The organism is Psychrobacter piscatorii (assembly GCF_043641605.1).
Taxonomy (GTDB): domain Bacteria; phylum Pseudomonadota; class Gammaproteobacteria; order Pseudomonadales; family Moraxellaceae; genus Psychrobacter; species Psychrobacter piscatorii_C.
In genome coordinates this window covers 172,107-192,167 of record NZ_JBHZRK010000004.1, presented here as the reverse complement: position 1 = coordinate 192,167, position 20,061 = coordinate 172,107, and the positions used below count along the sequence as shown (strand labels likewise).

17 protein-coding genes are annotated in these 20,061 nt (G+C 42.7%); 10 read left to right on the top strand and 7 right to left on the bottom strand.

Annotated elements, in window-relative coordinates:
* Positions 1-145 precede the first annotated feature (145 nt).
* The 3 genes from ACHUET_RS05670 (at position 146) to hrpA (ending at position 5,510) form a co-directional block, all read left to right on the top strand.
* Entirely contained in the window at positions 146-739 is a 594-nt protein-coding gene (locus tag ACHUET_RS05670; protein WP_394211367.1) for a DUF1543 domain-containing protein, read from the top strand.
* A 1-nt stretch (position 740) separates the two neighbouring features.
* The gene (locus tag ACHUET_RS05665) at positions 741-1,058 is read left to right on the top strand and encodes a hypothetical protein (RefSeq protein WP_394211365.1); all 318 of its coding nucleotides are present in this window, start codon (positions 741-743) and stop codon (positions 1,056-1,058) included.
* Between the two features lie 234 nt (positions 1,059-1,292).
* Positions 1,293-5,510 (top strand): ATP-dependent RNA helicase HrpA, encoded by a 4,218-nt coding sequence (gene hrpA / locus ACHUET_RS05660; protein WP_394211363.1) that lies wholly within the window; start codon positions 1,293-1,295, stop codon positions 5,508-5,510.
* A 76-nt stretch (positions 5,511-5,586) separates the two neighbouring features.
* Here the strand turns inward: hrpA and ACHUET_RS05655 are convergent, their stop codons facing one another.
* Both ACHUET_RS05655 and ACHUET_RS05650 read right to left on the bottom strand, forming a co-directional pair.
* Positions 5,587-5,916, bottom strand: coding sequence for a hypothetical protein (locus ACHUET_RS05655; RefSeq protein WP_394211361.1), 330 nt, complete (start codon positions 5,914-5,916; stop codon positions 5,587-5,589).
* 560 nt (positions 5,917-6,476) lie between these two features.
* Complete coding sequence (locus ACHUET_RS05650; protein ID WP_394211360.1) at positions 6,477-7,337, bottom strand: AraC family transcriptional regulator; 861 nt, start codon at positions 7,335-7,337, stop codon at positions 6,477-6,479.
* 165 nt (positions 7,338-7,502) lie between these two features.
* Between ACHUET_RS05650 and ACHUET_RS05645 the strand changes: the two genes are divergently transcribed.
* Positions 7,503-7,916 (top strand): organic hydroperoxide resistance protein, encoded by a 414-nt coding sequence (locus ACHUET_RS05645; RefSeq protein WP_394211358.1) that lies wholly within the window; start codon positions 7,503-7,505, stop codon positions 7,914-7,916.
* Between the two features lie 170 nt (positions 7,917-8,086).
* Here ACHUET_RS05645 and ACHUET_RS05640 read toward each other — a convergent pair whose 3' ends face one another.
* On the bottom strand, positions 8,087-9,004 hold the full coding sequence (locus tag ACHUET_RS05640) for a DMT family transporter (RefSeq protein WP_394211356.1): 918 nt from the start codon (positions 9,002-9,004) through the stop codon (positions 8,087-8,089).
* Between the two features lie 337 nt (positions 9,005-9,341).
* Here ACHUET_RS05640 and ACHUET_RS05635 point away from each other — a divergent pair, with 337 nt between their 5' ends.
* A complete protein-coding gene (locus ACHUET_RS05635; RefSeq protein ID WP_394211355.1) occupies positions 9,342-10,025 on the top strand; it encodes a DUF421 domain-containing protein in 684 nt (227 codons plus the stop codon).
* Between the two features lie 109 nt (positions 10,026-10,134).
* Here ACHUET_RS05635 and creD read toward each other — a convergent pair whose 3' ends face one another.
* From creD to pnuC, 4 genes are all read right to left on the bottom strand, one after another.
* Complete coding sequence (gene creD, locus ACHUET_RS05630) at positions 10,135-11,757, bottom strand: cell envelope integrity protein CreD (RefSeq protein WP_394211353.1); 1,623 nt, start codon at positions 11,755-11,757, stop codon at positions 10,135-10,137.
* A 174-nt stretch (positions 11,758-11,931) separates the two neighbouring features.
* The gene (locus tag ACHUET_RS05625; protein ID WP_394211351.1) at positions 11,932-12,456 is read right to left on the bottom strand and encodes a TIGR00645 family protein; all 525 of its coding nucleotides are present in this window, start codon (positions 12,454-12,456) and stop codon (positions 11,932-11,934) included.
* A gap of 63 nt (positions 12,457-12,519) precedes the next feature.
* Positions 12,520-13,128 carry an AAA family ATPase gene (locus ACHUET_RS05620; protein ID WP_394211350.1) on the bottom strand — a complete coding sequence of 203 codons (609 nt, stop codon included), beginning with the start codon at positions 13,126-13,128 and terminating at the stop codon, positions 12,520-12,522.
* A complete protein-coding gene (pnuC, locus tag ACHUET_RS05615) occupies positions 13,079-13,783 on the bottom strand; it encodes a nicotinamide riboside transporter PnuC (RefSeq protein WP_394211349.1) in 705 nt (234 codons plus the stop codon). The genes ACHUET_RS05620 and pnuC overlap by 50 nt, the downstream gene beginning before the upstream one ends.
* 277 nt (positions 13,784-14,060) lie before the next feature.
* Between pnuC and ACHUET_RS05610 the strand changes: the two genes are divergently transcribed.
* The 5 genes from ACHUET_RS05610 to dnaX all read left to right on the top strand — a co-directional run.
* On the top strand, positions 14,061-15,206 hold the full coding sequence (locus tag ACHUET_RS05610) for a beta-ketoacyl-ACP synthase III (protein WP_238038258.1): 1,146 nt from the start codon (positions 14,061-14,063) through the stop codon (positions 15,204-15,206).
* Positions 15,207-15,447: 241 nt separating this feature from the next.
* Positions 15,448-16,536 carry a peptide chain release factor 1 gene (gene prfA, locus ACHUET_RS05605; protein WP_371532102.1) on the top strand — a complete coding sequence of 363 codons (1,089 nt, stop codon included), beginning with the start codon at positions 15,448-15,450 and terminating at the stop codon, positions 16,534-16,536.
* Positions 16,537-16,584: 48 nt separating this feature from the next.
* Positions 16,585-16,974, top strand: coding sequence for a hypothetical protein (locus tag ACHUET_RS05600; protein WP_394211346.1), 390 nt, complete (start codon positions 16,585-16,587; stop codon positions 16,972-16,974).
* 51 nt (positions 16,975-17,025) lie between these two features.
* Positions 17,026-18,558 carry a lysine--tRNA ligase gene (lysS, locus tag ACHUET_RS05595; RefSeq protein WP_394211344.1) on the top strand — a complete coding sequence of 511 codons (1,533 nt, stop codon included), beginning with the start codon at positions 17,026-17,028 and terminating at the stop codon, positions 18,556-18,558.
* A 151-nt stretch (positions 18,559-18,709) separates the two neighbouring features.
* Positions 18,710-20,061, top strand: a 1,352-nt coding sequence (gene dnaX / locus ACHUET_RS05590) for a DNA polymerase III subunit gamma/tau (RefSeq protein ID WP_394211342.1), incomplete at its 3' end; no start/stop codon positions are given.

Sequence of the window (20,061 nt, the reverse complement as noted above, 5' to 3'; positions counted from 1 at the left end):
TACTACCAGCTATAGTCAGTTCAATATCATTTCGATACAAGGAAACCGAGTGCAAGCGATACATTAGTATGCTTAGCGAGGATGACAATGTAGCGGATTTATATAGACTTGGCTATATGATTAAATTTTATAAGGACTGCGTGATATGCTCACTTTATATATGGTTCAACTTGGCGCTCGTCCTAAAGGTCGCCTGATTGAGCAGCACGATATCTTTTTTGGTGTGGCAGATCAGGTTAGTGAGCTAGTAGAAGATATCAATCAGCATTGGCCAGAAGTCAAAAACAAATGGCACATTGATTCGTATCGAGCAATTACTAAGGTTGATGGTTACATAATCAAACTGGTTGAATCAGGTGAGCAGGTAAGCAAAGATGCTGACTTAAAGCTGTTTTTTATAAATTTAGGTGGCTATCAGCAGGGCAGTTTTGAAGAGTTTCATTATAAGATTCTGATCGTTGCCGCTAGTCAGGCACAAGCCATTAAGCAAGCAAAGCAAAGCGAGTTTTATAAACAGTTCACCTTTAAAGATAAAGACTCACCTTTCGACGCCGCTTCACATATTGATGATAAATTTGAGGTGGATATAGATGATATCTATAACGTGAATGATCTGCTCTCAAATGTTCAGCTGTTGATTGAGCCTATCGCTGAGATAGGGGAGAACAATATTGAGATTGGAGAAGATAAAGAGTATGTGGGATACTTAAGTATTAAGAACCTAAAGAAGTTATCATAATATGGCTTTAAATATGTATTACAAAAGCGGTCTAATTCGCAAAATGCGCTGCCAAATTTCTGATGATATGTTGCCCACGCTTTATCAGATTCATGAAAACGCAAAATTTCCACAATTAACGTGGTTAATTGACAATATTTATGAAAACCCGCAGATTCGTCCTGACGTAGCGAAAGAGTTAGCTAATGAGATGTTAGGGTTTGAAAAATTAATACTGTCACTACACCTTCCTTTTCCTAGGCTGGCACTGCAAGAAATGCACACTTTTTTTGTGGGCGCTGCGACTAATCAACAGATTATTTATACTGTTAGTAATTAGTTTTCTCATTTAGACCATTTCTATGCCTTTAATGATATGAAATTTAATATTTATGGTCTAAGTGTGTCTTCATTTAATACTGCTTATGGGATAGAGGCGTTATCGTCCTCACAGTCATAGAAAAAACTTCAGCTTTGCAACTAAGCATCATACAAGCATCATAACTACCTTGAATCACCCTGCATTTGTCTCCATAATCTAACCACTTATACATAATAAATAGCCTAAGCAAATATGTCTGATACTTTTGAGAATACCAGTCTAAAAACATCTACTGTAGATGAAACTAACAGTGCAAAGCAACCAGCGGAATTACTGAGTAATTTACCAGTACTTGCTAAAGACAGCTATTACTTAAGCCGTCTCGAACGAGAGCTGGCACGCGCTGCTGTGTCCAAAAATAAAAAATCCAATCACGGTTCTGAACAAAAAAACAATCACGAAAATGTCCTTGCCAAGAAACGTGCTCAATACGACAAGATAAAAACGCGCTCGCAAGCAGCAGTGCAAGCGCGCATCGACAGTATTCCAAGCGACTTGCCTGCCAAGTTGAATCTTGATCTACCTGTTAGTCAACGTGCAGAAGATCTGGTACAAGCCATCATCGACAATCAAGTCATTATCGTGGCAGGTGAGACAGGTTCGGGTAAAACCACGCAGTTGCCTAAGCTTGCCATGCTGGCAGGACGCGGTATTACTGGACAGATAGGGCACACGCAGCCAAGACGACTGGCAGCGCGCAGCGTCGCGAACCGTATTGCAGAAGAATTGGGTGAACAATTAGGTAATACCGTTAGTTTTAAGATTCGCTTTAATGAGCAAGGCTCAGCGCAATCTGTCGTTAAGCTAATGACCGATGGTATTTTGCTGGCTGAGCTGGGCCATGATCGTTTTTTGAGTAAGTACGATACGATTATTATCGATGAGGCTCATGAGCGTAGTTTGAACATCGATTTCATCATGGGTTATCTCAAAAAGATGCTGCCCAAGCGTCCAGATTTAAAAGTCATTATTACCTCAGCGACTCTCGATACCAAGCGCTTTAGTGAATATTTCAGTCGTTATGATGCCAAGCTTAAACGGCAAGTCCCTGCACCAATCTTTAATGTTGAAGGGCGTAGCTTTCCGGTAGAAGTCCGTTATCGTCCGCTGACCGATGAGCCAGTAAATAGCTCAGAAGATGACAGCTATGATGATTTCGAAGAAAATCTACCGCGTGCTGTTGTTGCCGCTGTCGAGGAGTGTTTTAGCGACGCGCAGAATAAAGGCCATGCTGATCAGGCTGATATCTTGATATTTGCCGCGACTGAAGCAGAAATTCGTGAAATGCAAGAAGTGCTTGAGCGCCATGGTCCACGTCATACCGAAGTGTTGCCACTATTTGCACGGCAAACGTATGAAGAGCAGCAGCGTATCTTTCAGCCATCAGGTCGCGGTCGACGTATCGTTATCGCGACCAACGTTGCTGAGACTGCGTTGACTGTACCGGGTATTCGCTATGTGATTGACTTGGGATTTGCGCGTATTTCGCGCTACTCGTATCGCTCACGTGTGCAGCGTCTACCGATCGAAGCAATTTCGCAAGCGGCTGCCAACCAGCGTAAAGGTCGTTGTGGCCGTGTCGCTCCGGGTGTGTGTATTCGCCTATATTCTGAAGAGGATTTCAACGGTCGTCCTGAATTTACTGAGCCTGAAATTCTGCGTACCAACTTGGCATCTGTGATATTGCAGATGGCAAATCTACGCTTGGGCAGTGTCGATGACTTTGAATTTATTGAGCCGCCTGATAGCCGATTGGTTACGGATGGTCACAAGCTACTTGATGAGCTGGGGGCAATCACTTCCAAAAAGGACATCGCTGCTCAGGATAAAACTAATAAGCCAAAACGTCAAAAAGGACTCGATCACCTGCGCTTGACAGCGACTGGTCAGAAAATGGCACGTATGCCAATCGACCCACGACTGGCACGTATGCTGGTGGCTGGTTCTGACTTTGATTGTATTCGTGAAATGCTGATTGTCGTGGCCGCGCTTGCGGTACAAGATCCACGTGAGCGCCCTGCCAATAAACGTACGCAAGCGGATCAAAAGCATGCAGTTTTCCGTCAAGATGACTCAGATTTTTTGTTCTATTTAAGTCTGTGGAAAGCATTGTTTGAAAAAGACGAAGACGGCAATAAACTGTCTGGTAATCAGCGTAAACAGTTTGCGAAAAAGAACTATCTGAGCTTCCCGCGTGTCCGTGAATGGCACCAGACACATCGTCAATTGGTACAAATGGTGACTGAGCTTAAATTAACAGACGTCAATGATTCACAAGCGTCTGATAAAAATGTAGCTAAGAATGACCCAACTGCGATTGAAGATGAAGAACTAAAAGCCGTCAAATATGCCAATTTGCATAGAGCATTATTGACGGGTCTGCTGTCTATCATTGCGCATAAAACCGAAAGTCGTGGTGAGTATTTGGCGGCGCGTCAGCAAAAAGCTAAGATATTCCCAGCGAGTACAGTGTTCAAACAAATCCCGCCTTGGGTGATGGCGTTTGAGATGGTTGAAACCTCGCAAGTCTTTATGCGTACCGTTGCCAAAATTGAACCCGAGTGGATTATTTCAGCTGCAGGCGACTTGCTCAAATATCATTACTTTGAACCGCATTGGTCCAAGAAAACCGGACGGGTCAAAGCTTACGCGCAGATTAGCTTGTTTGGCTTAATCATTATCAGCAAACAGCTGACCAATTATGAGCAAGTAAACTTGGCTGAATCACGAGAGATTTTCATTCGTGATGGTCTGGTAACTGGTAACTTCGGTCGTAATGCGCCATTTTTGCAGCACAATATGGACAAGATTGCTCATGTTGAGCGCATCGAAGACAAGCTACGTCGCCGGGATCTATTGGTTGATGAAGAAACGCTATATCAGTTCTATGATAAAAAGATTCCCGAGCACGTCGCCAGTCGCAAAACGTTCGAAGATTGGCGGGCAGAGGTAGAAAAGAATGATGCTAAGTATCTGTTTTTTACCGATGAAGATGTACTTACTAGTCAAGCGCCGACCACGGGCGACTTTCCAGAAGTATGGAAGCTGGGCGATCTAAAACTGCCATTGCGTTATGTCTTTGATCCAGCAAGCGATGATGATGGCGTGACCATACGCGTACCGCTTGCCGCATTACCGCAGCTCGACGCGATTGAGCTGTTGTGGGGTGTGCCTGGTTGGCGCTATGAGTTGGTGTTGCAATTGCTCAAATCATTGCCAAAAGATATTCGTCGTCAGATCGTCCCGATACCTGATACCGCAGATAGTTTGTTTGATGAGTTGCAGCAGCAAGGTGGACAAGGGCTGTTAAAACAGCTGTGCCAAGCGCTCAATCGCCGCGGTATTATGTCGGTGACGCCGGAGAGCTTTAGCCCTTCTGCGATTGACCGTTATTTGCAGCCACAAATTTGTGTGGTCGATGACAAAAACCGCATTATCGAAAAAGGTCGTGATCTGCAAACGCTACAGATTCGTCATGCCTCACAAACCAGTCAAGCGGTGAATGAGCAACAAGGCGCGCATACTGAGTTCCCTGAGCATTTTGCCTTTAGCAAAAATCATCATAGTGCAGGCGTGGTCATGAAGCAGTTTGCGGCGCTCGTTGCCGATGAAGCAGGCGAAGCGGTATCGATCCATCAGTACACCGATGTCAATGCAGCACTACAAGCGCATCGTATTGGCGTATTGACCTTGATAAAGAGTAAGCTTGGCGCGAAGAAAAAACAGCTCACCAGTCAAGTGGATAAAATATTCAAACTGGCATTTGCACCACTTGGTGATATGGAAAAGCTAAAGACAATTGTCATTGATGCTACATTAGATGCTACGCTTGAAGAGCATTATGTGTTATTTGACCATACCGAGAGCCTGCCTGAGAGCGCTGATGACATCGCAGTTGGATTGAGTGAGGAGTTACCGTTTACGCCTGAGGAATATGCGCAGACGCTAGAAGTTGTGTTAAATAACTTCTTACTGACTGGTCAAAGTGTCATAAAAACGCTGAAAAATGTTTATACGCGATGGCAGCGTATTCGCCAAAGTCTATTAATGTTAGACCGCGAGATATTTGGGGAATCTATCGATGATATCGAAGATCAATTAGAAGACCTGTATTTGGCTGATTTTGTCTATCGGATGGATTATAGCCATTGGCAGCAGTATCCACGTTATCTTGAGGCACTAGAAATTCGCCTTGAGCGTCTTGAGCATAATTTGGATGCCGACCTTGATGGTGTCTACGCGCTTGACTTGCATATGGAGCGGTTAGCAGGGCGTGCGGACAAAGAAGCCATTAGCGAATATCGCTGGATGGTGGAGGAGTATCGTATCCAGCTGTTTGCTCAGCCGATGAAAACTCGTGTGGCAGTTTCGGCCAAGCGCCTTAGTAAAATGTGGGACAAGGTAGGTTAGTACAAGGTATATTTAGGTATCACAAATAAAAAGGCCAGATTAACCATTGTTAATCTGGCCTTTTGTCTAAGTGATTTTAATGACTGATTTTTTCTGTCAGCACGCCCATGCTATAAAGCATGAACGCAATCACTGTCAGTGCTACGATAAATGGTGTGAGTATCCAAATCACCCCGTTAATCAGAATTGACGGCAGCAATCCATTAAATAGCTCGAGATCTGGGGTAAAAAAATCTGTCATCACATCCACTGCACGCTTGGCAATGGGGAAGAGTAGAGTGCTGAGGGCCAACATATAGATATATTTGCTAAAGCCTGGGTCACTCATGACGACCATAAAATAGAACACGGAAAAAAAAGTGATACCTAGCGCCCAGCATTTGAGAGTGTAGCTTAAACGAATCATGTCATTTCCTCCCCAAGCTTTTGGATAAACATGCGTAGAAAGAACTACGCTATATATTCAAAATTTTAAATATATATTATATGTTATAATACGAATATATCGGTGAGTCAACTGTTTTTTATTCGAATAACAAATCTCTTTTAGCTAAAAAATAAGAAAGTATAGAGACATTTTGAGTAGATATTTGCCTTAAAATCTATTTATAGTCAATCCTCTATAAGAGAGTGACAGCGTTAACCTCACTTGAAGTATTACATATACATCTGCGCTCGGTTGCCTTGTATCTCTTGTAAACTGAATCCACTATATCAGTGGATATCTTGATACTCAGATGAGCTCTTGTAGCCACAAGAGGATAGCGCTAGAAGGCACTCGAAGGATAGTTAATCAATAATCTGTAGTGGTAAATAAATGATAAATTCATTGAATCGTTCTACAAGTAAGCTGTAGAGATGGTTTTGCTATAAAGGCGTCACATACCTCACGTTGATAAGTTCCAGAGTTACCATCACAACGATAATAAAATATTGCCGCTATAGGTATACATGATGAGACAGTTATCACATTAGCTCACTGCTCGGACTGACTCCAAACAGCCGCTTGTATTCTCGGCTAAATTGACTGGGGCTTTCATAGCCAACTTGCATGGCTATTTGCGATATCTGTGCTCCTTGTCCGTGTATCCTAATCAATCGCTTTGCTTCCATCAATCTTAAGCTTTTTTGATACTGTAGTGGACTCAATTGGGTGATTTCTTTGAAGTGCTGGTGAAACCCTGAGACACTCATGCCGCATCTACTGGCTAGACTCTCTACCATAATAGGCTCATTTAAATGCGACTTGATCCAGTCAGTGACTTGGGCAATACGGTGTGTATGACTACCATCAACGACCAACTGTCTAAGCTTGTTACCTTGCTCCGCTGAGAGTAGTCGATAGTATATTTCTTGTTGAATCAGTGACGCCAAAAATTCAATATCGTTTGGATAATCAAGCAAGCGTATCAATCGATCAAATGCCGCCATTATTGCATCATCTAACGGCCACTTTATGCCTAAATGACCATTTGCTGTGGGTTTTTTAGAGGGTATTTGTGCCAATATCTCCCTAATCATGGCGAGATTTAATTTCATAGATAAGACGATAACAGGACTCTCTACTGAGGCATGTTTTATATGCATGCTCAGCGGAATATTGACAGGACAAAACATCAAGTGGCTATTACTGAATCTTTGGCAGTCCGCTCCTAAATAAATCTCACGCTCACCTTGCAGTACAATACAAATGCTTGGCTCTTGGATATAGCTAACAGCTTTGCTTGGTTTATCGGCACAGTAAAAAAATAGCCCTGCGACATTAGATTCGAGGGTTTGATTCCTAGGCAGTATATTAAGAAGTCGGTCAATGGTTTCTTGATTCATGAGGATAGCTTGTTTTGTAAGAATGACTGATAGTATAAAAATCTATAGGATTAGGCAAGAGTTATAGAGGTCTGTTCTAACGGATAACTGCCAGCGATTCTATAATAGTCTTATCGCAACAGCGTAAGTACGACCTCTAATAATATAGATAAGGAATTATAAATCATGAAAATATTTTATAAAACTCGCGCGATAGCCACTGGTGGACGTTCTGGTCATACTGGATTAGATGATGGTTCATTAGGATTTGATTTGGTGTCTTTTCAAGAACAAGATAAGGAAGGTGTGAATCCAGAGCAGCTTTTTGCTATGGGTTATGCCGCTTGTTTTGATAGCGCTTTGAGCATGGTTGCGCAGCAAATGAAACTGCCTGTCACCGCTTCTAAAACCTCTGCCCAAGTCGGTATCGGTATGAAAGCAGATGGTAGCTACAACTTGGATATAGAGTTGCACGTTGAAGTATCGGGTGTTGACGAAGCGCAGGCACAACAGTTGATCGAAGCCACACATCAGGTGTGCCCATATTCTAATGCCACTCGTGGCAATGTCGATACTCGTCTAAAAGTGACAGTCGTTTAAGACTGTTGTTCAACGACGATTGACCATAGAATAGCAATATTAAAACAATAACTCGAATACAAAAACGCCCCGATTGATTAAAGTCGGGGCGTTTTATATTGTTCAGTAATGTAATTAGCTTGAACCTTTTTGAGCAACTTAGCTGATGATAGGTTGTCAATAGCCTTATTTTATACCGGTACTTTCTTATTTAAGGTAAATACCAAGACCGCGCCCAAAATGACTGTGCTTGCAACTATAAATGGCATAGTCAGCTGTTCAGACAAAAATATCGCACCTAGCAACGCAGCAATCACAGGGACGCATAGCTGAACAATAGCGGCTTGTGTGTTTTTTAATAGTGGCATCGCTGTATACCAGATACTGTAACCCATACCTGAGGCGATCGCTCCTGATGCACAAGCGAGTAGCACACCTTCAGTGGTAAGGCCATCCAAACTGATATTTTTGAAACCCAAATCATCTAGATATGTCATACCTACCAGTAATAGTATAGGCACAGCGACTAAACTACGCACAAAGTTGAACCCTGTCGCTCGTAGTGGTGAGATGCATGATTTACCGCGTATGCTGTATACTCCCCAAGCTATGCCGCTCATAGCCATTAACGCTGCCGCCAATGTCGACGGCATGGCAGCTGATGGCAACATCAGATATACAAACCCCGCCACTGCAACGACAAACGCTAACCACTGTAATGTGCTGAGCTGTTCTTTTTTATAAATACCCCAGCCAATCATCGTCAGCTGAACTGCTGAAAACAAAATCAATGCCCCAGTGCCAGTATCAAGCTCTACATACGCAATTGAAAAGCACAGCGCATAAATCACCAAGCTGCCGCTACTCAACCAACTGCCTTTGTCGTTTAATATAGCGTGAACAGTAGGGTTATTATGATTGGACGTTTGGCGTCGCAGTCTGTAGGCATGTATAGCCATGATAATGCCTAGACAAGCTGTCGCACTAACTAGCCTGATGATGGTAAAGCTCCAAGCATCGATATAGCCTTCCGCCAATGCCATTCGGCAAAACAGAGAGTTTGCGGCAAAGGCGATTAACGCAATAATGGTATAAATAGTGGCTTTCAAAAGTAATTCCTACAATGAATAAATGGCACAAAACAGGCAAACATAGGATTTTAGTTTTAGGTCTTGAGATACGCTGTTATAACGAACGCTTATTTCTTAGCAAAGATAATAGATTCATAACTGATTAATTCAATTTATGGTTCGTAGGGCAACCCTCACAGGACAGGATATTCTGTCGTACTTATGGCAAAAAGTCTCTTTTAAATCAGAATAACGATAGTTGTATTGACGATAAGGTCTAAAAATAGGGATGATGTGCGTCCGTCGTATCAAATGAACTATTAGAACAACATTCATTAAACACAATAAATCAGATAAATAAATAGGAAAAGATAGTATGAATTGGGCAAGTATTTTTATTTATGACACAACTTGGTTGTTTGCCGTAGAAATTTTAATACGTGTCACTGTAATGTTTGTATTAATTATCACATTTTTGCGATTCACGGGTAAGCGAGGTGTCCGTCAGCTCTCTATTTTCGAGCTCACCATTATTTTGTCGCTAGGTTCCATTGCAGGTGACCCTATGTTCACCGAAGACCTGCCCATTATCCAAGCGGTACTCATCATGGGTACGGTCATTTCACTCTATAGGCTGTGTACTTGGGCGATGATGAAGTTCCAGCCTTTTGAGGACCTGCTAGAGGGGCGCTCAATGTATATTGTAGAAAATGGCATGCTGGTGCTCGATAAGATTAAACAGGGAGAAATGTCACACGATGAGTTTTTTGCTGAAATGCGCCAACAAGGCGTTGAGCATTTAGGACAAGTTCGTGTCGGTTTGCTCGAAGCTGATGGCAATTTTAGTATTTTATTGCACACCTCCGAAAAGACAGACTACGGGATGCCGCTTTTCCCTAAGCAATATCGACCGGTCGAGCAAGTAGAAGCAGGGGTTTACTATGCTTGTATGTATTGCGGTTACGTTGATGAAATCTCTGACCCTAATCAATGCTGCCCGCGCTGTGAGGATAATTGCAATAATTGGGCTAAAGCGTTAAACAATAAGATAGTCAAGTAGTGTAACGACCAGGCTAGTATAACGATAATGCTGCCTTAGCTTAGTTGATAAGGCAGCATTACTTCAAACTATTATCAGTTTATGTGACTTTCTTCATACAGCGCGTGGTTTATGTGACCTTGTACCAGTCAAGTTTGCGAGTCATCACCATGACACAGGCAAGTACCATAAAGCAGAATATCGCGCCCAGTAATAGATTAAGATCTTCTGTACTTAAAATACCAAAAAACGCAGTATATAATCCGGCGAGTGTTGTGGTAAAAATTAAAGCCCGTTTCAAACCGCCAAATACATAGTAGCTATACCAACCAATAAGTCCCACGCACGCGCTAGCGGCTATAGTATATGCTTGCCAAAAGACGATTTGCTCAGCAAGTGGTAGTAATAGGACATAAAAAACAAATAATGCGCAGCCAACGAGCAGATACTGAATAGGGTGAATGCGACTGGATTTAAGCACTTCAAATAAAAAGAAAGTGCCAAACGATACCAAAATTAATAGCAGAGCATACTTCATGGTTCGTTCAGTTTGTAGGTAAACATCATTAGGACTCGCAAAACTAACCCCAAAGCTGTTTAGCAGAACACTCTGATTACTACCAGCTACTACTGCACTGTCTGTCGTCAGCCCCCTTGATGAGTCAAACGAATCAGGGTTGTACGACTGGTTATCGGGATTGAGCGTGGGTTCATTGATGATGGTGCAGTGATGGTTAGGCGTGCTGATACATTGGGAGAGAGATTGATTGTTGGCGACGGTCAGATACTGATTTTGCCAGCTGGCATCAAACCCTTCATCGGTAATACTTTTAGTGTTTGGTAGCGCCTTACCGATGAAGTTTGGTGTTTGCCAATCACTATGCATAGACAGCGTAAAGTTCTGCCCAGTAGGCACCGTCGTTAAATTACTAATACCAGATAAGGGCAAATCGATCGTAATCTTGAGCGCTTGATTGTCTTTGGGGTTAGATGGTTGGCGATCTACGTCTGATTTATTTGGATTTTTATCCATTGCGCTTGTAGTAACAAGGTTCTCTTTATTCTGCTGGCTAGTAGGATCCATTAATTGAGCCAATACGTCTTCAGGAATATTGACTTCAACATAGTTTAGGTTCTCTATCATTGGTATCTGAGGATAGCTCGCTCCAATCGATTTTTGATTGATTGTGACGGCAGGCAGGGTAGCGACACCGCGTAAATCAGACACAGGAATGATCAGTTTTGCCTTATTCCAGTGAGTGATGGTTTGGGTTAATTGCGTTTTGTCTGCATTAGGAGATGTTGTATTACTCAGTGCAGTTACGGTACTGTCTACATTTTTTAAAGTGTCTACAAACGTATAACTTTGATCGAATGTCAGCTGACCATCATAGCTGGCGGCACTATAGATACCGCGCTTATAAGTGTCTGTGCTTACTTTTAGGTTTTGTGCAGCCTGCGTCTGAGTGGCAAATACCGTTTCAATTTTCGAGTATGGTGACTCGCATTTGCTCTTTATATTTGGTGTGTCTGATGCATCTGACTGACAGGCAGGGGTGACTGTCGTAGGAACGGCGATAAATGGAGTGATGACTTCTTGTGAATTGACATGCTGCTGGGTGATCTCTTTTATTACTGATTTTGCGTAGTATTGCCTCTCATAGATGATATTACTAATCATGCTAAGTCCGATCAAAAAAACAATACAAAGCCCTACAATGATGGTTAACTTAGTCAATAATGTTTTTTGCATGTTGTCGCCTCCTACGTGTCTTTAATTCACAGCTGCCGAGATAGCAGGCTGTGGCTTTAAAGAACATCATAGGGCGGGCATAAAGAGAAAATGTGCAGGAACTATGAAAAGAGTGTGAAAGGGTAGGTATCAGGATTTTTGAGTCAATGTTTTTTAATCAACGTTTTTTGAGTATTAATGCTTTTTAGTGTCGCCAACGACTTTATCCATAATAGCGAATAATAAGCCAGATAATACAAAGGTCATGTGAATAACAACTTTCCACATAAGCTTGTCAGCATCAAGCTCACTCATGCCACTGGAGATATCCATAAAGGATTTCAGAAGATCAATCGCCGAGATAGCAACGATCGCTCCGATGACTTTTAATTTTAAGCCTGAGAAATCCACTTTTCCCATCCAGCTGGGACGATCATCATGAGTGCCAGAGTCGATTTTTGAGACAAAAATCTCATAGCCACTGAATATAATGATGAGCAATAAGCTGGCAACCAGCGAGATATCAACCAATACCAGTATGTCTACAATCACACTGGCTTCAGAGTCCGTCAGAATGTCAGCAAACATATACCATAGCTTTTGGACAAACTTAATAAATAATAAAATAATACCTAACACCAACCCGAGATAAAAAGGCGCCAGTATCCAGCGGCTATTAAATATGGTTTTTTCTAAGTAAAGCTCAAACTTCTTTAGCATGGGTATCTCTTCAGTTTCAAATACAAAAAAGTTTTGAAAATATAAATATTAATAAGTTTAACTTTATTCGTTCGATATGTTGTCTATATCAGCAAGATGCGCTACTACTTGCAGCACGCGCGCTTTTCTATCGCCACTAATGCGTTGAAAAGGTTTTTGGTGCTTGCTCAATTGATTGGCGAAATAAGCACTTATCTCATCGCGTTGGTGTGGACTGTCTCGCAGGTCATCGGCGACCCAAGGGATATCAACCTCAGTCAATAAGATCAAATCATAGTGATGCGCCAACGCTGCTTGCTCAAGAGCGGCAGGGCAGTCGCCATAATACCAACGAGAGTAGACCATCAGCTCAAATAGACTGGTGTCACAAAACAAATAGCGGTTTTTATCAGACGTTTGGGCGAGCTGGTTAGCCAGTTTGTTCTCTAACGCTATCTGACCTTGTGCGATAGGTAGCAGGTCATCCCATGTACAAGTCAGCTGCTCATCATCCCACTTGGCTTGCAAGTAAGTGCGCATATATTCTGACACCCACAGACTATCGAAATGCGCTGCCAAATCACGGCATAGGGTTGTTTTTCCCGTACTTTCTGCGCCCAAAACTGCGACAGTAATGACAGATTCAGGCGTATGCTGCTCGAGGTTGTATACGGTAGCGTCGTTGCCATTCATAATATGCCCAGATTGCAATGAGAGTGAAGACTACATATTGTAGCGCGGTAAAAGTAAAGCCTTTATAAAAGTACAGTGGTACCGATATCGCATCAGCAATGATCCATAGTATCCAATGCTCAATTTTGCGCCTTGCCATAAGCCACATTGCCATTAGGAACAAAGCAGTGGTAAGCATGTCGGTATAGTCCACCCAAGTGAATAAGTGCAAACCAAGGACGGCACCATCAAAGCTAAAGCCGTTGTTAATCACTGGACGGAAATAATATATCAGCGCCACAAACGACATGGTTCCTACTGCCAAAGCAGACAAGATAGGTACATCGCCTGCATGTAAGTGCTCAATACGGACGTTGTTTGACTCATGAGGCTCTATAGACTGATTCTTTTTGTTTTTTGACCAGTTAATCCAACCATATAAACTCATCACCGTATAGTAAGCATTGATGAACATATCGCCAAACAGCTGCCACTTCCATAGTAAATACACAAATATCGCCGTGCTAACTAAGCCAATTGGAAAGACTAAGATGTTGGTTTTGCTGGCAAGCAAGACACTTGCCACTCCAAAGACCACGGCAATCAACTCTAGGACGATAAATGTCGTGGAGTAGTCCGCATATTGACCAAATAACCAGTTAAGAAGTTCTACCATTAGTATTCCTAAAGATGAGCGTGTATGGAGTGCTTGGTTGGTTACACAGAGAAAAATGGCGCTAATTATAACGTAGCTATCAAAGAATGACGTGAGTCTTTGCTTATTTATCGCCAGAAACAGATTATTTGTAACAAAGCATTAGAAAAAATTTAATATTCAGGCATAATAAAGGCACTGATTTTAAGTTTACAGTTATTCACTGAAACTGAATGGCTATTATTTTCCACTTTTATGCTTATTCCAAGCACCACAGTAGTAGACAAGGAAGCGTATCATGACGACTTGTATCACGGGCACAGGCCTGTATATCCCACCTTACAGCATCAGTAACGAAGAGCTAGTTGAGTCATTTAACCAGTATGTTGAAAATTATAATGCAAAGCATGCTGATGAGATAGCAGCAGAGACTGTTACAGCACTTCAGCCTTCTTCGGCCGCTTTTATCGAAAAAGTATCTGGTATCAAATCACGTTATGTGATGGAAAAAGACGGTATTTTAGACCCTGAAATCATGGCACCAGTCATTGCCTATCGTAACTTAGGCGAAGAGTTGTCTGTGATGGCAGAAATGGGCGCGGCTGCGTTAAAAGACGCATTGGCTGATGCTGGACTTGAAGCCAACGATCTAGATGGTATCATCCTTGCTTGCTCAAACTTTCAGCGTACGTATCCTGCGGTTGCCATCGAAATTCAGAACGAGATTGGAATGGTTGGCGGCTTTGCTTATGATATGAATGTTGCTTGTAGTGCCGCAACGTTTGGTTTATCGCAAGCGCATGGCTCTATCGTTTCTGGTCTGGCTAAGCGTATCGCTGTGGTTAATGTTGAAATCACTTCAGCGCATCTAAACTGGCGCAACCGTGACAGCCATTTTATCTTTGGTGATGTGGCGACAGCTTCTATTGTTGAAGAATTAGACACACCGAAGGGTTATGAGATTCTAAATGCTAAACTGTTTACTCAGTTTTCGACCAATATAAAAAACGAATATGGCTTTATGGATCGCTCAGAGTATCTAGCCGCGCAAACGGAGATGTATCCAGACATCAAAGCGCCGGTCACTGATAAACTGTTTTTGCAAAATGGTCGCAAAGTGTTCCGCGAAGTTTGTCCAAAGGTGTCTGAGGTTATCACTGAACATCTACAAGAAAATGATATACCGACCTCTGATGTTAAGATGATGTGGCTACACCAAGCCAATGCCAATATGCTAGATTTGATTTTACGCACTGTCATCGGTAAAGAAGCAGATAAAGCGATTGTCCCAAGCGTCATTGCTGAATTTGCTAATACTAGCTCAGCAAGCCCTATGATTGTATTCCATCGCTATAAAGATGAGCTAGCATCAGGTGATTTGGGTGTTATTTGCTCATTTGGTGCGGGTTACTCTATTGGCTCAGTATTGGTTCGTAAAGTCTAACGTCTCAATACAACACCTTTATATAGATAAAAATAGCTAAGAGTCTTCTTAGCTATTTTTTTTGTCTACTAATCTTGATATCAGAACCAAGTATCTTTATTTAAGAATAAGTAGAGATATTTGAGAATATAGTGACAAGATTACTCAGAATATCGAGAAGAATGCTTAGAGGTTTTAATTTACCCCAAAAAATTTGCTATAATCACGGGCTTATTCCTATTATCCAATTAAAAGTCCCTTTATGAAAGAATCCTTACGCCTGCGTTTAGACCAGATGGTAGACCGTTATGAAGAGGTCACCGCTTTGCTATCCGATCCTAGTGTCATCAGTGATAATAATAAATTTCGCGAATTGTCTGTCGAGCACAGCGACTTGATGGACATCACGACCTTATGGCAGAACTATTTGGGCGCAGAAACGGATCAAGCCGACGCTGAGGCGATGCTAGCTGACGCGACAGATCCTGACATGAAAGAGATGATGCTCGATGAGATTGAGACGGCGCGTGATACTATCGTAGAGATGGAAGAAGCGCTTAATGTCATGATGCTACCAAAAGATCCTAACGATAAGGTGCCAGCATTCTTGGAGATTCGCGCAGGTACGGGCGGTGATGAAGCAGCGATTTTCTCTGGTGACTTGTTCCGTATGTATCAAAAATACGCACAGAGCCAAGGTTGGACACTAGAAGTGCTTTCTGCAAATGAAGGGGAACATGGCGGTTATAAAGAAATCATCACTCGCGTATCGGGTAATAGCGTATATGGACGTTTAAAGTTTGAGTCGGGTGCTCACCGCGTACAGCGTGTACCTGAAACCGAAAGCCAAGGTCGCGTGCATACATCAGCTTGCACGGTTGCGGTCATGCCAGAAGTTGAAATCGATGATACCGTTGATATCAATCCTGCCGATATTAAAATGGATACTTTTCGCTCAAGCGGCGCGGGTGGTCAGCACGTTAACACCACCGATTCTGCCGTACGTTTGACGCATATTCCGACGGGTACTGTGGTAGAGTGTCAGCAAGAGCGTAGTCAGCACAAAAACCGTGCGCATGCGATGAAGATGCTGGTCTCTAAAATCCAGCAAGCCAAAGTGCAAGCGCAGGTCGATGTAGCGGACTCTATACGTCGTGACTTGGTCGGTAGTGGTGACCGCTCAGAGCGTATCCGTACTTATAATTTTCCACAAGGCCGTATGACTGATCACCGTATCAACCTAACGTTATATAAGCTTGATTCCATTATGGAAGGTGACTTAGATGAGATTCTTGATGCACTGTTACGTGAGCATCAGGCTGACTTGATGGCCAGCATCGGCGGTGACTAATCGCTTTTCAATGGTCAGTAAATCCATATTTTAAAGGTGAGAAAAATTATGAATAATCGCTTAGCTTTATTTTTTATGGGTTTGTTTTCCTTATTATTTATATCTGCCTGTCAGACACTAGCAATGACAGAAGAACAAAATAATGCCAATTCTGCATCCAAAAGCGTAGAGATGCTGGCAAAAGAATGCCTTGCAAAAGGCGGTAAGTACACCAAAGAAGGTCGACTACAAGCATATCGCTGTGTACAGCAGTTTTCAGATGCAGGAAAATCCTGTAGCGATAGTTCTGAGTGCCAAGGCAAATGTACCAATTCGGATACTGCTATTGAAGCTGGTACGGCAAACGTAACAGGAGCCTGTGCCGCCACTGATACTCCTTTTGGTTGCCGTCAAACTATTGAGGGCGGCGTCGCTAAAGGATTTTTGTGCGTAGATTAATCTTATAAATTTTTAAATATAAAAACTAACTTATCAACATTTGAGAGTGTTATGTCAAAAGCCAATAATCAAAATCAAGACCAAACTCCAGTACAAGATACCAATGAGCTGATTGCACAGCTGCAAGCCAAGCTAGACGATATCAGCGCATCAGGCAAACAGCCGTATCCGAATACCTTTAAACGTACGGATTATGCGCAAGATTTGCAAACGGCTTTTGATGGTGTGTCAAAACAAGAAATTGAAGAAAAAGCCGCGAATGGCGAAAAAACACAGGTAAATGTAGCAGGTCGTGTCATGCTCAACCGTGGCTCATTTATCGTAATTCAGGATATGACAGGCCGTATTCAACTCTATGTGGCCCGTAAAGAGCTTGATGACGAGACGCGTGCAAGTATTAAGTCACTAGATCTGGGAGACATTGTCGGTGTTTCAGGATATATTGGACGCTCAGGAAAAGGCGACTTGTACGTGCATATCGAAGAGATTACCCTGCTGACCAAAACACTACGTCCAATGCCAAATAAATTCCATGGTTTGGCGGATGTAGAAGCGCGCTATCGCAATCGTCACCTTGATTTGATGACCAATGAGACGACTCGCGATGCCTTTATGGTTCGCAGTCAGATTATCAGCGGCATTCGTCAGTTTATGCTTAATGAGCGTTTTATGGAAGTTGAAACGCCAATGATGCATCCAATTCCAGGTGGCGCGGTAGCACGTCCATTTGAGACGCATCATAATGCTTTAGATATGCCACTATACCTACGTATTGCACCTGAACTTTATCTCAAGCGCTTGGTCGTTGGTGGGTTTGAGCGCGTATTTGAGATCAACCGTAGTTTCCGTAATGAAGGGGTCTCAACCCGCCACAACCCTGAATTTACGATGATTGAGTTTTACCAAGCCTATGCTGATTATCATGATTTGATGGATTTGACTGAGCGTATGTTTAACCAGCTGGCAACCGATGTATTGGGCACGACAGAGCTGACCTATCAAGAAGAAGCCATTAGCCTAAAAGCACCGTTTGCTCGTCTATCTATGTCTGATGCGATTGCCCAATATGCTGAAGGCTTTGATATGAGCCGCATTGATGATCGAGAGTATTTGGCTGATTATGTCGCTAACACTCTCAAACAGCAAGTGAAAGATGTGTTTGGTGTGGGTAAGCTCAAAACCATCATCTTTGAAGAAACCGCTGAGCATCAACTGCGCCAACCAACGTTCATCACTGAGTATCCAGCTGAGACATCACCACTTGCACGCCGTAGTGATGACAATCCTGAAATTACCGATCGTTTTGAATTGTTCATTGGTGGTCGCGAATTGGCGAATGGTTTTAGCGAGCTTAATGATCCAGCGGATCAGGCGGAGCGCTTCCGTGGTCAAGTCGCTGAAAAAGACGCGGGCGATGATGAAGCGATGCACTTTGATGAAGAATATATCGAAGCATTGTCTTACGGGCTGCCGCCAACAGCAGGCGAAGGTATTGGTATTGATCGTCTAGTGATGCTATTTACTGACTCAGCCAGTATCCGTGATGTGATTTTATTCCCGCACATGCGCCGCAAAAATGATTAATGAGTCGTTAAACAAAGTCGTTTATTAAGCGCGGCTGAGTCATAATCAAATCAGCAAGAAGCCAGACGAATGCGCTGGCTTTTTGCTATAATGAATACCGAAAAATCGTATTAAGAATAAGAATATTAACCACTTGGCACAATGGATAGCTATGTCGCAGCAATATCAAGTTTTAGCTCGCAAATACCGACCCAAAAACTTTCATGAGTTGATTGGACAGACGCATGTCTCGCAAGCGCTGATTAACGCGATTGATTATAATCGTCTGCATCATGCGTATCTGTTTACTGGTACGCGTGGTGTGGGTAAAACGACGATTGCGCGTATTTTATCTAAATGCTTGAACTGTGATACCGGTATTACTAGCACACCGTGCGGTATTTGTGATAATTGTGTGGCGATTGATCAAGGGCGTTTTATTGATCTTATTGAGATTGATGCTGCCTCTCGTACTAAGGTTGAAGACACGCGCGAGTTGTTAGACAACGTTCCTTATGCGCCAAGCCAAGGGCGCTATAAAGTTTATTTGATTGATGAAGTGCATATGCTGTCGACCCACAGCTTTAATGCGCTTCTCAAAACGTTAGAAGAGCCACCTGAGCATGTAAAGTTTTTACTAGCGACCACTGATCCACAAAAACTACCGATCACGATTATTTCGCGCTGCTTGCAATTCGTGCTGCGTCCGCTACCACAAACATTACTTAGTGAGCATCTAGCAAATATTTTAACCAAAGAGCAGGTTGGATATACTCAGCCTGCTATTTGGCAATTGGCAAGTGCCGCCAAAGGTTCGGTACGTGATGCCTTATCATTGACAGATCAGGCGATTGCTTTTGGACAGGGGGCGCTTGATGATGCGACTGTCAATGCAATGCTTGGCCTGATCGATGCTGCTGACTTGGTACGTCTAATTACAGATATTTATAACCATGATAAGTCCGCTGTTGCGGTACATATTGAGCAGATGCGTGCGCAAATGGTCGATGCAACCAGTATGTTTGATGGACTGGCTGAGCTATTACATCAATTGGCATTGACCCAGCTATTGCCCGAAGTTGCCCTCAACGTCAATGAGGCACAAGCAAAAGACATTCATATACTCGCCCAGCATATCAGTCCTGATGTATTGCAGCTGTACTATGAAATCGTTGTACAAGCGCGTGAAGGCGTCAAGCTTGCCAGTACCCCTATGCAAGCGCTTGAGATGTGTATTTTGCGACTATTGGCATTTCGTCCATTGCCAGTCGATGAAGTATTGAGCGTTACTAATAACACTAATTTTTCTTCTATAGAAGTGCCAGTCATAGAGCCAACTTCTTCAATGCCATCTTCAAACGCTATTACGCATGAAGCGTCAGCGCCATTACAGCCTTATGATATTGACTATCAAGCGCAAAGTCATGATGAATTACAAAGCCCTATTTATAATGATGATAGTTTCAGCATAGATGACTCTATCGGACAAAATGATAGCGTAGTACACTCAGCTACTAGTCCTGA